The sequence below is a fragment of the Bradyrhizobium sp. ARR65 genome (assembly GCF_000472385.1).
GTDB lineage: Bacteria > Pseudomonadota > Alphaproteobacteria > Rhizobiales > Xanthobacteraceae > Bradyrhizobium.
The window spans coordinates 51,060-65,239 of sequence record NZ_AWZU01000035.1 but is presented as its reverse complement, the minus strand read 5'-3'; the positions used below and the strand labels follow the sequence as shown (position 1 = coordinate 65,239).

Below are 14,180 nucleotides of genomic sequence, written 5' to 3'. Positions count from 1 at the left end.
ACTAAACCAATCCCAATTCCGCCGGCTTGACGCCGGCAAAGACGCGCTGGAGGCTTGTGGTATCCAGGCCATACATGCGTTGAAACAGGCCCGCGAACATCGCGCGGTAGTCGGTCAGGACCGGGTAATCGCGATTCTGGAAAAGGGTTCCCTGCTCGACCCTGACCTGTTCGCCATGGATGCGACCGCCATTGATGCCGCCGCCCATGACCCAGTAGACGCTGCCGTGGCCATGGTCGGTGCCATGGTCACCGTTCTCGCGAAAGGTGCGCCCGAATTCAGAGATCACGACGACCACCGTATCGCGCCACGCCTCGGGCCCGATCTCCTCGGAGAAACCGGCAAGCGCGCGGCCGAGCTCGCTGAGGCGGTCGGCAAGATACCCGTTCGCCGCCCCCTGGTTGACGTGGGTGTCCCAGCCGCCGACATCGACAAATCCGAGGTTGAACTGCTCGCGCATCAAGCGCCCGATTCGGCGCGCCGAAAGCTCGAAGCCGCGCGGCGATACGGCGCCGCGATTGGCCGCGTTCATCTCCTGCGAAATCGAACGATAGACATCATCACGAACGCGAAAGCCTTCGGAGACGGAGGCGCCAAGGCTACTCTGCGCATACATCTCTTTGATCAGCTCGGCCTGACGATCATCGACGCTCGGCTTGCCTACGTAAGCGATTGCGGAGTTGGGAATCTGGCCCTTGCCGCGGAAGATCAATGGCAGCTGCTCGGTGAACGAGATCGGCCGCACACGCGTGAGCTCGGCGGCAAGCCGGCTCATGAAGCCTGAACGATAGTCACGCGTGCCCTGCGCCGACTGTCCCAGCTCGATCGTGTCCTGCGTTTCGAAATGACTGCGCGTCAGGTCGTCACTCGTGCCGGCGAAGGGAACAAACGCAATCTCCCGTTTGCCCCAAAGCGGAAAAATGCTCTCTCGCAATGCCGGGTGGAGGCCCCAATCCGCGGTCAGCGACAGCGCCGAGTTCGGATTGCCGACATCAGGGCGCGCGATGCCGAGCGTCGGGCGCGAAGCGTGATAAAATTCACTGGAAACGGGGATGACCACATTGGCGGCATCGTAAGCGCCGCGCAAGAACACCACGAGCAGACGCGCATTGGTTGCGGGCGCCGCCCATACGCGGCCTGCTACGGTCAGGGGAACGAGTGCGGTGAAAGCCTTGATCAGTTCACGACGGTCCACGGGCCGGCCCTCGCCTCTACTTACTGCATGAATTCCGGTGATGACAAAAACAGCGTATTCCAGTCCTGCGGCGAGACTGCCTTGTCCAGCGCGGCCAGCGTCGCGGGCCCCAGGGTCTGGCGCAGTCCATTGAAGTAGAGCGCATTCTGCGGGCCCCAGGGTCTGGCGCAGTCCATTGAAGTAGAGCGCATTCTGAATCAGCGGAAATGCCGGCTGATCGATTGCATTCGGCACTTCGGCCTTGAACAGGCCAGCGGAGCCTGAGCCGATCTGCCGCGCGATCTCGAAGCGCACCATCATCTGCCCGGGCCCATTCCAGGACGCCGACGTCATGGCATAACCGTCTGGCGTCTCGTGGTTGAACAGACCCTCCCCCATCCGATTGAGCCAGCCCTGGATGGGCGAGGTGTTCAGGATGACCTTATCGTCATATGCCAGGCGAACTGCCGACAGCACATAGTGGATCGGGTCCTTCAACCTCGCGCCCGGCTTCAACGAGGCCGCAAATTCCGGCGCCTCGACCATGGTGGCAAGCACCGCGGCAATATCCCCGTCGCTGGTTCTGAAAGCTTGCGCCATCTTCTGAACTAGCGAATCGGGCGGATTGTCCGAGACGAAATAGGTTGCGATCTGCCTCGACAGATGCACCGCGGTCGCCGGATGATGGACGAGAATGTTGAGCGCTTCATCGACCTCGGCGAGCCCTCGTCCCTTGATCAGATGTCCCAGCAGCGTCTTGTCGCCATAATCGTGCCGCGCCGGATTGAATTCAAAGGCTCCTTCGCGCACGAGCTGCGACTGCAGCTCCAATTTGAGCTTGGGATCTTCGGGCTTCGCGTCGATGCCGACGCCTGTCAAAATTCGCGCCAGCGCTTCGACGTCTGCTTGCGTGTAGCCCGAGCCTACGCCCATTGTGTGCAGTTCCATGATCTCGCGCGCGTAGTTCTCGTTCAGATGACCGACCGCATTATCGGCATTGTCGAGATAACGCAGCATCGCCGGATGGCGCAGCGTCGCAGACAAGAGATCTCGGAACCTGCCGAGCGCATGGGGCCGGATGGCGTTGTCGACATAATCGCCGACGAGGATACGGATGTTGCCCTTGTATTGATGCACGTTGAAGTGGTTGACCCAGAACCAGGTCATGCGTTCGCGCAACTGGTCCGGCGCATAAAGTGCGCGCAGGATGGTGCGCGCCGCGGCCTGCTTGGCGCGATCGCTCATGGCCTGTTGGAAAACCTGCTGCGCCGCCTTCTTCTGATCGGGATCGATGACCTGGTTGGCGCTCTTGGCCTGCTGGTCGAATGCGACCATCACATCGAACGGAAACTTGTGGACATCCGGCATCGCCTCGATCTGCGCCTTCACGGCGGCAGGCAGCGCCACGTTCGCAGTCGGATGCAACTGCTCCTGCAGCCACCGCTCCGTGCCGATCGCCTGCAAATGCGCAGCGCTCGAGACGTTGACGCCCCAGGTCAGCCGATCCAGCAGCGCCAAATCGTGGGCGTTGAGCCCGCCGGCATTGGCGGGCACGGTGCCAAACACCGATACAATGCCGGCCAGACTTGTCCACCGACGCCGTTGTCCCCGGCAGGCTTTCGAAGCAGCTTTGATACTCATGGAGCGGCCAATCGGCGATTACCGCTGCGTTGTGACAATCCCTACCTAAGTTCGACGAGTTTGGCGGGACAGGCCTGAACAGCTTCTGAACGAAAACTTTACGAATGATGGCGAGACCCGGTTACCCGTTCATTGACGGCGTGGTATCGGGACCGTCGCGGTGGGACTCCCGATCCGAGACTGGGGTGGTCTGGTTTGCAGGCTCGAGTATGGATTACGGACGCAAGCCTCGGCATAATGAAAAAATCCAAAGGAAACGCCATGACCAAAACATCCAAAATCACAAATGTCGAACTTCTGACCTGCGATGCAGGTTGGCGGAATTACCATTTCGTCAAGCTTACAACCGATGATGGCGTGGTCGGCTGGAGCGAATATGACGAGGGTTTCGGCTCACCCGGCGTGAGCGCGGCGGTCCAGCGGCTCTCGGGGCGTATCGTGGGACAGGACGCCTTTGAGCATGAGCGGATTTATGCCGAACTGTTTGCGGCGACACGCCCCGCCGCCGGCGGGGTTGTCGCCCAGGCGCTCGGCGCGCTCGAAAACGCGATGCTCGACGCCAAGGCAAAACTACTGGACGTGCCCTGCTACGAATTGCTCGGCGGCAAGATCCGCGATCGCATTCGGGTCTACTGGTCGCACTGCGCGACCTGGCGGATCAATCATCCGGCCTGGTACAAGCCCGCCATCGAAACGCTCGACGGCGTCAAGGCGATCGGGCGCGAGGTTCGCGAGAAGAAGTTCACCGCGCTGAAGACCAACATCTTCACCTATGACGGTGGCAAGCCCATCGGCTGGCGCCCCGGCTTCGGCTCGCCGTTCCAGCCCGCAATCAATGTCGAGCGCAACGTGCTGCGCGATTTGCGCATGCATCTGGAAGCCATCCGCGACGGTGCCGGGCCTGATGTCGATATCCTGCTCGACCTCAATTTCAACGCCAAGACCGAAGGCTACTTAAAGATCCTGCGCGAGATCGCCGATCTCGACATGTTCTGGATCGAAATCGATAGTTTCAGCCCCGAGGCGCTCGGATACATCCGGCGCCGAAGCCCACACCCGATCTCATCCTGCGAGACGCTGTTGGGCCTGCGCGAATTTCTGCCCTATTTCCGCGAACAGGCAATGGATGTCGCGATCATCGACACGCCATGGAATGGCGTGTGGCAATCGATGAAGATCGCCGCCAGCGCCGAAGCGCACGAGGTCAATGTCGCTCCGCATAATTTCTATGGACATCTCTGCTCCATGATGAACGCGCATTTCTGCGCGGCTGTACCGAACCTTCGCATCATGGAAATCGACATCGATCGGTTAGCTTGGGATGACGAACTTTTCACGCACGTTCCCGAGATCGTCGACGGTCACCTCATCATCCCGAGCCGGCCCGGCTGGGGCACCGAGCCGAACGAAGAGGCGCTGCGCGCGCATCCGCCGAAGATCGGCGGCGGGTTATTGAATTATGGCCGGAAGGCATAGCCGCTCATCGACGGCGGCTGGGCCGATGGGCTAGCGGCGAGGCGTTCTGGTCCGTTCTTGACGCTTGCATGGTGCTCCATCGCATCGCCGAGTTGCGTCGTCGGACCTGTATTCGAAGTCGCAAATGCTATGGCACAAACCGCAAGCAGCAGCATGCAATAGAAGGCGACCACACCGCGGAGCCATTTTCGATATGTCGCCCGCTCCTCGCTGGTCGCCTCGGCAATTTTCTTCAGATTGAATGCACTGGAACAGTGACCGGCGTCATCACCTTCACCAAGCATGGCTGTCCATCCTCTTCTTCGAGAGAAAGGCTGTTTTCGAGGTCTCACCATTAGCGGCGATGGGCCCCGCAACCGTAATCGGTTTCGCTTTGTTCGATTCGTTAGAACGACGCGTCTTATGGAAATGCGACCATTGAGGCGAAATCGGCCGACATCGTTCCGGACGAGCCTGCGAAGTGATAAATTGCAGTCAAAACAGAATGGCTGCGGCCGAATAGCCGAGCAAAATCGCTAGATCGTGGCTGCGAACGTCACGTTTGGCACTATTCAATGGACATGCCGAGCAAGCTCCATCTCAAATCTCCATCGAAATGATCTTGGCGTCGGCCCGCATAAGCCAACACACCGGATGCCTCACTCTCCGGCAAGATACTCCTTGGACTTACTGCCGAGATGTGAAATTCGTCACATCCGGCAAGAAAAAGATGTGAGCGGGCCGCTTCCTGCTGCTCGGCATTGCCGAGTGCGGCTTCCTAAGCAGGTCGGCGTTAAAGACCTGCGCGAGATGCTCTGGCGGGACTTAAACTTCTAGACGAGTGGCGCTCATCATTTGCAATTGCTCGTGCAGTCGGGATTTTTTACGTCGGGCCTGGGATCCCCAACGAAGTGGTCGTGGTTCGGCATTTTGATCGCGGCCAACGTCTTGGCGTCGAGCGTCGCATCGGCCGGCAGCAGACCGTTGAGATTGAGGATATAGGCGGAAACCGCATAGACGTCGTCATTGCTCAGCGATTGGGGCGCGTTCTGGGGCATGGCGCGGCGGATATAGTCGAACAGGGTCGGCGCGTAGGGCCAGTAGCTGCCGACGGTGCGCACCGGATTGGGCGTGCCGAGCGTCCCCTGGCCGCCGACGAGCCTGTCGCCGACACCGCCCTGGCCCTTGTCGCCGTGGCAGGCCGCACATTGCTGCTCGAACACCTCGCGTCCATGGCTCACGCTGCCCCTGCCCGGCGGCAGGCCGCTGCCATCGTGCGCTCCGATGTCGATGTTCCAACCGGCAATTTCCGCGGGCGTCGCCGTGCGGCCGATCCCGTAGTGATCTTGTGCCTCCGCGCGCGCCGCGCACGCCAGCATGAGTGTCAGGAGCGACGTGAAGCGAACCCTACGCATTGGCAGCATTGGTCACCTCGCCGTCTGCAGCGACATGCCAAGGCCAGATCGCGTTGTTATGGTAGAAAGAGTTGTCGCCCCGGACAGCAAGCAGCTCGGCCAAAGTCGGCTGCACATAGCCCGTTTCGTCGATGGCGCGGCTCTGAATCACGGCAGGCGAGCCGTCCCAGTGCCAGGGTAGGCGAAAGCGCGTGAGCGCTCGCGTCAGGATCGGCTCCTGCAGTTGCGCTTGCTGCCAGTTCTCGCCGCCATCGACCGAGACATCGACCTGCCTGATCTTGCCATGGCCGCTCCACGCGATGCCGGTGATCTCGTGGAATCCCTTGGCCGCAAGCCGCTGGCCGCCGGACGGGCGTGTGATGATGGATTTCGCCTCCATGTAGAAGGTGAATTCACGCGCCGAGCCGTCCGGCATCAGATCGGTGTATTTCGACGTCTCCTCGCGCGAATAGGCCGGCTCCGCCGTGACGTGCAGGCGCCGCAACCACTTCACATTCATATTGCCTTCGAAACCTGGCAGCAGCAGCCGCAGTGGATAGCCTTGCTGCGGGCGCAACCGCTCGCCATTCTGGCTGTACACCAGCATGGCATCGTCGAGGCATTTCTCGATCGGAATGCTGCGCGTCAGTGCGGCCGCATCGGCGCCTTCCGCAACGACCCATTTCGCGCCCGGCTGCAATCCCGCTTCCTGCAGCACGAGTTTTAAGCTGACGCCGGTCCATTCCGCGCAGCTCAACAAGCCGACAAGGTCGGATGCGGTCTTGCCATAGGGCTTCTTGTACACGGGATTGCCGGAGCATTCGAGGAAATGGATGCGCGACTGCGACGGGAAGCGCCTGATGTCATCCATGGTGAAAACCATGGGGCGATCGACGAGACCGTGCAGCATCAAACGATGCTGCGCGGGATCGATGGTGGGAACGCCGCCGTGGTGGCGCTCGTAGAACAGCCCATTCGGGGTGATGATGCCGTCAAGATCCTGCAGCGGCGTGCGGCCCGAAGCCGACAGATATTGCGGCAGGTTTTTCGAGATGTTCTTCACCACATTCTTTTCGAATGGCGATGGCGTCCCGTAGGGCTGGCTTCCCATGGGATCGCCGGGCACCCTCATCCATTCCGGCACATTGGGCGGTAGATTGTCGCCTTCGGCAGCCAATGCATCACCGCGGCCGACAAGCCCGCCTGCTAGCGCCGTCCCTCCGATCGCAACGCCTCCATGCAGAAAACGACGGCGCGATGTCTGGGCGAGATCGTTGTCGGCATCGGTCGGTTCGGTCATGCGGCGCTCTCCATGCGAAACGGCTGAATCAAGCATATGCAATCGGCAATTGGCAAATCACGCATAAACTTCTCCAAACAGCACGATTTTGACGAAGGCCATTCCACATAGTGATCGAGCCACGAGAGTTCCCTCTGGTGATCGCATGGCACCGGCACTTGCCGCAGGTGCGAACAGAACGCCGATTCCGAGTAAGTGCGAGATCCAGGAACTAAAAGCGTCGTCCGGAACGCAAGCTCAACCGTCGAATTGACGGCCAGTCGATGCAATCCCCATGCTTGGGCGATGGTTGGCGGACCGCGATGAAAACGGCTGCGTTCGCCAGCAAAATCAAGGAGGCAGAGATGGCGCAAACCGAAGTTCTGATCGTCGGCGCCGGCCCCACGGGCCTGGTGCTAGCCCTGTGGCTCGCCAAGCTCGGCGTCAAGCTCCGCATCATCGACAAGACGGCCGAACCGGGGACCACCTCCCGCGCGCTCGCGGTCCAGGCGCGCACGCTCGAGCTATACCAGCAACTCGACCTCGCCGATGCGGTGATTGCGCGCGGCCACAAGGTGCCCGCGGTCAATCTGTGGGTGAAGGGCGAAGCGGCAGCTCGTCTGCCGTTCGAGAATGTCGGCGCGGGGCTCACGCCCTACCCGTTCCTGCACATCTTTCCGCAGGACCAGCACGAGCGGCTCCTGATCGAGCGGCTCGTGGATTTCGGCGTCACAGTCGAGCGGCGTACCGAACTCTTGCGCTTCACCGAAGCTGACAGCGGCGTCATCGCCCGACTGCGTGGGAGCGACGGCCAAGAACAGGATTGCGAGGCAAGCTATATTGCCGGCTGCGACGGCGCGCGCTCGCTGGTGCGCGAGAGTCTGGGGACCGGCTTCCCGGGCGGCACCTATCGGCAAGTCTTCTATGTCGCCGATGTCGAGGCCTCGGGCCCGGCTGCGAACGGCGAACTGCATGTTGATCTCGACGAGGCCGATTTTCTTGCAGTCTTTCCGCTGGCCGGACGGGGCCGCGCGCGGCTGATCGGCACGGTACGCGACGAACGCGCCGAACGCGCGGAAAGCCTGAAATTCGAGGACATCAGCGGCCGCGCCATTACGCATCTCAAGGTGCATGTAGACAAGGTCAACTGGTTCTCGACCTACCACGTGCATCACCGGGTCACGGAGCATTTCAGAAAGGGACGCGCCTTCCTGGTCGGCGATGCCGCGCACATCCACAGCCCGGCCGGCGGTCAAGGCATGAACACCGGCATCGGCGACGCGATCAATCTGGCCTGGAAATTGGCGGCCGTGCTCCGCGGCCGGGCACCTGACACGCTGCTCGACAGCTACGAACTTGAGCGCATCGGCTTTGCGCGGCGGCTGGTTGCGACCACCGATCGCGTGTTCAGCTTTGCCACCGCTGAGGGCCGCGTCGCCGACATTTTGCGCACGCGCATCGCCCCCGTGGTATTTCCGCTTGCGGTCAATTTCGAAGTCGTGCGCGAATTTCTGTTCCGCACCGTGTCCCAAGTCATGCTTAATTACCGCGAGGGCCCCTTGAGCCGCGGTGTCGCCGGCCACGTACATGGCGGCGATCGCTTGCCTTGGGTGGCGTACGATGGCCTCGACAACTTCAAGCCACTTGCACGGATGGAGTGGCAGGTTCACGTCTATGGCTCGGTGGGCAACCAGCTCTCCGCGCGGTGCAGTACGCAAGGCCTGCCACTTCACGTGTTCAACTGGCGGGAAGAATATCAGGCGGCTGGCCTCGCGCGCGATGCGCTGTACCTCGTCAGGCCCGACAGCTACGTGGCGTTGGCCGATCCGCAGGCAACCGCGGCCGCGCTCGATCGCTACTTTGTCGACCAGCGCATCCAACCCGGATCGTTGTCGAACCGGGCAGCGTGATCGCCTAACTGTCCTGCGCGATCGCGTTGCTCGGTGTCGGCCGATCGGTGATCTGCTGGCCGAACAGGCTGCCGATCAGTTCGACCGCAGTGCGTGCGGTGCGGCCACGCTCGTCGAGGAACGGATTGAGCTCAACGATGTCGACCGATCGGACCAGTCCGGAATCGTGCAGCATTTCCATGATCAGGTGCGCCTCACGGTAGGTCGCCCCTCCCGGCACCGTGGTACCGACGCCGGGTGCGACGGCCGGATCGAGAAAATCGACATCGAAGCTGACATGCAGCACGCCATCGGCGGCACGCACCTTGTCGATGACGCGGCGGATGAGCACCCCTACCCCGAATTCGTCGATCTGGCGCATGTCGGCGACGGAGACGCGGCGATCGCGCATCAAGTCCTTTTCCAGTTTGTCGATCGAGCGCGTGCCGAATAGCTCCAGGCGATCCGGATCGATCGAGGCACGCACCTCGTCGCCAAGGAGCCCGTCGAGCCCCTCTTCGCCACACAGGAAAGCAGCCGCCATTCCGTGCATGTTGGCCGTGATCGTCGTGGCAGGCGTGTTGTAATCCGCATGGGCATCCAGCCAGAGCACGAACATGGCCCGGCCCGCGTCCCGCCAATAACGCGCCATCGCATTCACCGAGCCCATCGACAGCGAATGATCGCCGCCGAGAAAGATCGGGATTGCTCCCGTTTGGGCGATCTCGTAGCCACGCATGCTGAGCAGCCGCGTCCAGCGCTGAATGTCGCGGTAGTGCCTGGCCTTTTCCGGTGGCGGGTCGGCCAAATCGGCCATGCCGAAGACCGACAGATCACCGTAGTCGGTTACATCGAATCCGAGGGTCTCCAGTAGGGTCGACAAGCCGGCCGTACGGAGCGCAGCCGGGCCCATCAATGTGCCGCGCTGGGAGGCGCCCATGTCGATAGGCGCCCCTAACAATGCGATGCGTTGCGTCGGTTCCGATTTAGTCGCGTCGGTCACGGCTTATCCTTTGCAATCAGGCGGCGGGATATTGTAGCGGCTCACGGTAACAGAGATTCCATCGGTCTGTTCGCCATCCCGTCATTGTGGGAACAAATCTGGACGATCCGCATTTGCTACAGGGAGGCCGCCGATCCGCCGTTCACCACGGCGCCCATCGCGGATAGCCAAAGGTCGTTGGACCCGCTGTTCAAAGCAAGCGCTCGCGCGGATAGCCAAAGGTCGGCTGCCTCTCGACCACATTTGCGAGGATGCAAGCAAGTGGATATCGAGACGTCGCATCCGGCGCAGCAACCAGGTATGGCCGAACGCGCCATGGATGCTGCAACCGACGTATCCCGCTCGATCGGTGAGGCCACCGCCGGGTTGAAAGCTGCGGTCGAGCGGCTGCGCGTGACGCTTTCGGACGCGCAATCGGGGCGAGTGATTCCGGCGCTTCGCCAGGCCACCCGCGAGGCTCCATTGACCAGCCTGTTCGCCGCGTTTCTGCTGGGCGCCATGCTGGCGCGCCGGCATTGAATGCCCTGCAAGTCGGTGCTGAACGAAGGCCTCAAAACAGCTTGGGCCCCCGCCGGTCGATCCTGGACTCCCAAGTCAACACTGTGGCCGCAACGATCATAATCGCAATCCCGGCGAGGCTTACGGCAAGCTGCATTGCAAACGTCGACGAGACGTCCACCAGGATTACGCGGGCGATAAAGGCCAGCAAAACACCGAGACCATAGATCGACAACGAGTTTTCGCCGCAGCGGATCATGGCGATCATCAGCGGCCTGATCAGGCCATGCCACTCCGGCGGCGTCAGGCGCGAGACAACAAGAGCAAGCGACAAGAAATGCAAAAGCCGGAGCGGCGCCAAATGGCTCTTGTCGATCGGGTAGATCAGCTTCGCGACTTGCTCGGGGATGAACCATTCCAGCGACTTGAACTGCCAGCTCAAGGCCACGATCAGGCTGCAGGCAAGATAGGCGACGGCGAGCAGGAACACTGTCCGCGACCGGATGATCGGGCGCAGATGTGCCGCATTCTCGAAGGAGTACCAGGCGCCGATGACGAACAGGAACTGCCACGCGAGCGGATTGAAATAAATCTCTCCGCTCGGCCACGCCGGCACATGCCAATCGAACATCTGCACCATCAGGTAAAGCAGAAGCGAAAGCGCGAGCGTAAGGCGCGGACCATGTATCAGGATCCAAAATAGCCCCGGAAAAATCGCGTGCAGAATGACGAAAGTCAGCAGGATGTCGGTATCGACAGGCGCGAATTGCAGGCCGATGGTGTGCGCGATGGCCGGACCGGGCTGCCGAAAAAAGAACCCCGTGTTGGTATCGTCGACAAAGCGTTGGCCATTACCGATTATCCACACCAGGGCGACGTAGAACAGCACGAGAAGCAGGAAGGCGGCATAGATCTCCCAGGCGCGCCGCAGCGCCCGCACCGCAATGGTGCGCCAGCCCTGCTCGCAGAACGCGCCGCCATAAGCGAGCATGCAGGTATAGCCCGATACGAAGACGAACACTTCGCTGGCGTCGCTGAAGCCGTAGTTTCGCAGCGTCAGCCAACTCAGCGCATTGTCCGGAATGTGGTCGATGAAAATGAACCACAGCGCCAGCCCGCGACAGGCATCCAGCCGCAGGTCACGGTGATCATGATCGTAACGAACGACAGGGAATTTTCTTGGTGACTGCGGGCGATCGGTCACGACCTCGATGAGCCCCATCGGTCAGAGCGTTAGCGCAGGTATTCTTTTGCAGATTCGGCGGCGATTGTCTGCATCGGCGGCACCTCAAATCCTCCAATTCGGAAGTGCGATTTTGGGCTATTTGTGGGGTCTGGCCTTGACCGGCATCATGCAAAAGCCGTGGGGATGCCGGCTCGCTGGCGCGGATGATGACCGCAGCTTCTTATCTTCGCGTTCGGAAGGTTCGGTATGAAGAGGTGCGCGATGTCAGCATGTATGCTCGGGCCGGACCCGAGATGACCAGGACCTGCGGCGATCTCGTCGGCGACGCCACCAGAAGCGATGCAGCAGAACGGCAAGTAGCGAATCGAACCGGTGGACGCGATCAAGGACCCGGCCCGTCGCATCCATCTGCTGGCGGAGGCCCTTCAAAAGCGTTGCTGTTGATGTTGCGGGTTCCCTTCCCTGCCGGGCGCGGGTTCCATCCGCCCCTCCAAAGCTCCGAACGGTTGCGGAAATTTAATATTCGACGTCCCTGCCGATCGCGGCTTTATATGCGTTCCCTCACCATGTCTTGAATCAAATGTGATTGGGGTGGAAAAACGATGAAGAGGGCGATTGCCAGCCTGGCTTGCCTTTGCCTGCTCGCCGGCGGCGAGTATGTGGCTGTCAGCAAGTGGGCGATCAAGCACGAGACCTTGAACCTGTTCGATCCGACGCGGCAACGACCCGTTTCGGTCGACCTCGCGGTGCGCCGTGATTACGAGATGAAGGCGGACAACGGCTTGTGGAAGCTGCCGGTCGCGGTCGTGAGCAACGGCAACACCGTCAAGAACACCGAGTACTCCTTCCTGGCCAACGTCTTTGCAGCCCGAGGCTATCTGGTCGCCAGCATCCAGCAAGACCTCCCGAGCGATCCGCCGCTGATGACCAAGGTCGGCCTGCCCTATGTCGGCCGCCGCGGAGTCTACCTGCGCTGCGAGGCCAACATCCTGTTCGTGCTTGGCGAACTGCAGAAGTTGCAGCCGAACGCCGACTATGCCCACCTGACATTGGTGGGGCACTCAAATGGGGGTGACGTTTCGATGTACGTCGCCAAGCAGCATCCCGAGCTGGTCTCCAAGGTGATCACGCTCGATAATTTGCGAGTGCCGTTCGTGCTCAGCAACAAGCTAAAGATCCTTTCGTTCCGCTCCAAGGACCCGCACTTCAAGACCGACCCCGGCGTGCTGCCGACGCCGGCGCAAGCCGAGGCGGACAAGATCGACATCATCAACACCGGTGCGCTGCACACGGACCTGAGCGATCGCGGGCCAGATTCCGTGAAGGGGAAGATCCAGGCTTCGCTCGACAAGTTTCTCAGCGAAACTGCGTCCAGCGAGTTGACCGCCGTCAACGTCGCCGAGCCGATGATCGCCAATCCGGGCGACTATTGAACTGACGCGCCTTCATTCACTTGAGACAGATCAAGGCGCGTCGGGTGGCTATGCGCGATGGTGCGCAAAGTCCGGTCTTTCGACGCACGCAGACAGGGATCGGCGTCCAGGTGTCGCAGCCCGACACGCCAAGATGCCAGGCGACAAGGAGAAATAAATGGCGCTCGCCGTCGAGAACCTGCCGGCTGATGCAATATTGGCTCATCGATTGGCTATGCGTCGGATCTGGCGCCGCTCCCTGAAGCTGCTGAAATCGATCGCGGCCGTGGTCGACCTCACGCATTTTCCGGGTTCATGCTGCGGATGATCCATCAGCCGGCCGGGTCGTGGTCACCGTTCCACGGCCAGTCCTTCGTCGTGCCAGTCGAAGCTCTCGTGCGCCCCAGCCGCTTGTCGTGCTGATGCGGATCAATCGGTTCGGCCAACGAAGTCTTAAGGTCTGCGCAGGCGACAGGGAGCAAGGAGTGCGAGCAGGTTTGGCAAACATCCGGATCTTGATCATTGCAGCTGCAGGAATCGGCGCCATGCCGGCGATCGCGGCCGATGCCGACCACGGCGCCGATCTCGCAAGGCGCTGGTGCGCCACCTGTCACCTCGTGGAAGGCGCTCAGAAGCAAGCCAACGCTGACGTACTTTCCTTTACCGAAATCGCAGCCAAAACGGATTTCACGCCGGAGAAGGTCGCCTTCTTCCTGCTCGATCCCCATCCCAAGATGCCGAACTTCCCACTGAGCCGGACCGAGGCGGCGGATATTGCCGCCTATATCGGCTCGCTGCGCAAGTAGATCGGCAACGTCAAGTGCAGTCGCCGCCGGCGCGCGAGCGGCAGACGGAGCGGCCTATGATTTTCCTTTGCCTGCGGACATGACCTTGCCCGTGATCTCGCGCATGTGCTCGCCCGCATTGGTGAACTGGGTCCGCAAGAATTCCGACTGAATGCGCATAGCTTCCTGAAGGTCGGTCGCGTAGATGAGCTTTCTTGCATGGTCGAACGCGGACTTCATGTTCTGTTCGGTGAAGGACAGGGCCTGCTTGGAAACCTCGGTGCCCGCGCCGGGGATCGAGGATATCGATTTGCTCGCCGCGTCGAAAAACAGCTCGAAGGCTCTTTCCGCCTGGTCGATTGTCTTCTCGGCCAATTCACGCAATTCGGCAGGTACTTCCAATTTTGATTCAGCCATGGTCGCTCCTCCAATCTTCGAGTAATCCGTATCACGTTGGTCCAGGA

At 61.1% G+C, this 14,180-nt stretch carries 13 protein-coding genes and 1 pseudogene; 6 read left to right on the top strand and 8 right to left on the bottom strand.

Annotated elements, in window-relative coordinates; translation table 11 throughout:
• Window position 1 precedes the first annotated feature (1 nt).
• Window positions 2-1,195 carry a DUF1501 domain-containing protein gene (locus F758_RS0130030; RefSeq protein ID WP_024511370.1) on the bottom strand — a complete coding sequence of 398 codons (1,194 nt, stop codon included), beginning with the start codon at window positions 1,193-1,195 and terminating at the stop codon, window positions 2-4.
• A 273-nt stretch (window positions 1,196-1,468) separates the two neighbouring features.
• Window positions 1,469-2,815, bottom strand: a pseudogene (locus tag F758_RS44735) (DUF1800 domain-containing protein); the annotation flags it as partial.
• Window positions 2,816-3,076: 261 nt separating this feature from the next.
• On the opposite strand from F758_RS44735, the gene F758_RS0130020 reads away from it, so the two are divergent.
• Entirely contained in the window at window positions 3,077-4,291 is a 1,215-nt protein-coding gene (locus F758_RS0130020; RefSeq protein ID WP_024511369.1) for a mandelate racemase/muconate lactonizing enzyme family protein, read from the top strand.
• On the opposite strand, the gene F758_RS0130015 is transcribed toward F758_RS0130020, so the two are convergent.
• The 3 genes from F758_RS0130015 to soxC form a co-directional block, all read right to left on the bottom strand.
• The gene (locus F758_RS0130015; RefSeq protein ID WP_024511368.1) at window positions 4,273-4,575 is read right to left on the bottom strand and encodes a hypothetical protein; all 303 of its coding nucleotides are present in this window, start codon (window positions 4,573-4,575) and stop codon (window positions 4,273-4,275) included. The two genes, F758_RS0130020 and F758_RS0130015, sit on opposite strands and share 19 nt — an antisense overlap.
• Before the next feature lie 546 nt (window positions 4,576-5,121).
• Window positions 5,122-5,685: a c-type cytochrome gene (locus tag F758_RS0130010; protein ID WP_024511367.1), complete on the bottom strand. Its 564-nt coding sequence runs from the start codon at window positions 5,683-5,685 to the stop codon at window positions 5,122-5,124.
• A complete protein-coding gene (soxC, locus tag F758_RS0130005) occupies window positions 5,678-6,964 on the bottom strand; it encodes a sulfite dehydrogenase (RefSeq protein ID WP_024511366.1) in 1,287 nt (428 codons plus the stop codon). Before soxC ends, F758_RS0130010 begins: the two co-directional genes overlap by 8 nt.
• Window positions 6,965-7,308: 344 nt before the next feature.
• On the opposite strand from soxC, the gene F758_RS0130000 reads away from it, so the two are divergent.
• Window positions 7,309-8,853, top strand: coding sequence for an FAD-dependent monooxygenase (locus F758_RS0130000; protein ID WP_024511365.1), 1,545 nt, complete (start codon window positions 7,309-7,311; stop codon window positions 8,851-8,853).
• Between the two features lie 4 nt (window positions 8,854-8,857).
• Here F758_RS0130000 and rocF read toward each other — a convergent pair whose 3' ends face one another.
• A complete protein-coding gene (gene rocF, locus F758_RS0129995; protein WP_024511364.1) occupies window positions 8,858-9,835 on the bottom strand; it encodes an arginase in 978 nt (325 codons plus the stop codon).
• A 261-nt stretch (window positions 9,836-10,096) separates the two neighbouring features.
• Between rocF and F758_RS0129990 the strand changes: the two genes are divergently transcribed.
• A complete protein-coding gene (locus F758_RS0129990; RefSeq protein ID WP_024511363.1) occupies window positions 10,097-10,354 on the top strand; it encodes a hypothetical protein in 258 nt (85 codons plus the stop codon).
• Between the two features lie 31 nt (window positions 10,355-10,385).
• Here F758_RS0129990 and F758_RS0129985 read toward each other — a convergent pair whose 3' ends face one another.
• Window positions 10,386-11,555, bottom strand: a complete 1,170-nt coding sequence (locus F758_RS0129985) for an OpgC domain-containing protein (RefSeq protein WP_084305735.1) — start codon at window positions 11,553-11,555, stop codon at window positions 10,386-10,388.
• 566 nt (window positions 11,556-12,121) lie between these two features.
• On the opposite strand from F758_RS0129985, the gene F758_RS0129980 reads away from it, so the two are divergent.
• The 3 genes from F758_RS0129980 (at window position 12,122) to F758_RS0129970 (ending at window position 13,737) form a co-directional block, all read left to right on the top strand.
• A complete protein-coding gene (locus F758_RS0129980; RefSeq protein WP_024511361.1) occupies window positions 12,122-12,952 on the top strand; it encodes an alpha/beta hydrolase in 831 nt (276 codons plus the stop codon).
• Window positions 12,953-13,109: 157 nt separating this feature from the next.
• A complete protein-coding gene (locus tag F758_RS49910) occupies window positions 13,110-13,259 on the top strand; it encodes a hypothetical protein (RefSeq protein ID WP_157450203.1) in 150 nt (49 codons plus the stop codon).
• A gap of 217 nt (window positions 13,260-13,476) precedes the next feature.
• Window positions 13,477-13,737 carry a c-type cytochrome gene (locus tag F758_RS0129970; RefSeq protein ID WP_051387070.1) on the top strand — a complete coding sequence of 87 codons (261 nt, stop codon included), beginning with the start codon at window positions 13,477-13,479 and terminating at the stop codon, window positions 13,735-13,737.
• A 54-nt stretch (window positions 13,738-13,791) separates the two neighbouring features.
• Here the strand turns inward: F758_RS0129970 and F758_RS0129965 are convergent, their stop codons facing one another.
• On the bottom strand, window positions 13,792-14,133 hold the full coding sequence (locus F758_RS0129965) for a phasin (protein WP_024511358.1): 342 nt from the start codon (window positions 14,131-14,133) through the stop codon (window positions 13,792-13,794).
• Between the last annotated feature and the right edge of the window lie 47 nt (window positions 14,134-14,180).

Excerpts from the sequence above, each read along its gene's own strand:
- F758_RS0129985 (WP_084305735.1), bottom strand. The coding sequence starts at position 11,555 with ATGGGGCTCATCGAGGTCGTGACCGATCGCCCGCAGTCACCAAGAAAA.
- F758_RS0129970 (WP_051387070.1), top strand. The coding sequence starts at position 13,477 with ATGCCGGCGATCGCGGCCGATGCCGACCACGGCGCCGATCTCGCAAGG.
- F758_RS0129965 (WP_024511358.1), bottom strand. The coding sequence starts at position 14,133 with ATGGCTGAATCAAAATTGGAAGTACCTGCCGAATTGCGTGAATTGGCC.
- F758_RS49910 (WP_157450203.1), top strand. The coding sequence starts at position 13,110 with ATGGCGCTCGCCGTCGAGAACCTGCCGGCTGATGCAATATTGGCTCAT.
- F758_RS0130015 (WP_024511368.1), bottom strand. The coding sequence starts at position 4,575 with ATGCTTGGTGAAGGTGATGACGCCGGTCACTGTTCCAGTGCATTCAAT.
- F758_RS0130020 (WP_024511369.1), top strand. The coding sequence starts at position 3,077 with ATGACCAAAACATCCAAAATCACAAATGTCGAACTTCTGACCTGCGAT.
- F758_RS0129980 (WP_024511361.1), top strand. The coding sequence starts at position 12,122 with ATGAAGAGGGCGATTGCCAGCCTGGCTTGCCTTTGCCTGCTCGCCGGC.
- F758_RS0130000 (WP_024511365.1), top strand. The coding sequence starts at position 7,309 with ATGGCGCAAACCGAAGTTCTGATCGTCGGCGCCGGCCCCACGGGCCTG.
- soxC (WP_024511366.1), bottom strand. The coding sequence starts at position 6,964 with ATGACCGAACCGACCGATGCCGACAACGATCTCGCCCAGACATCGCGC.
- F758_RS0130010 (WP_024511367.1), bottom strand. The coding sequence starts at position 5,685 with ATGCGTAGGGTTCGCTTCACGTCGCTCCTGACACTCATGCTGGCGTGC.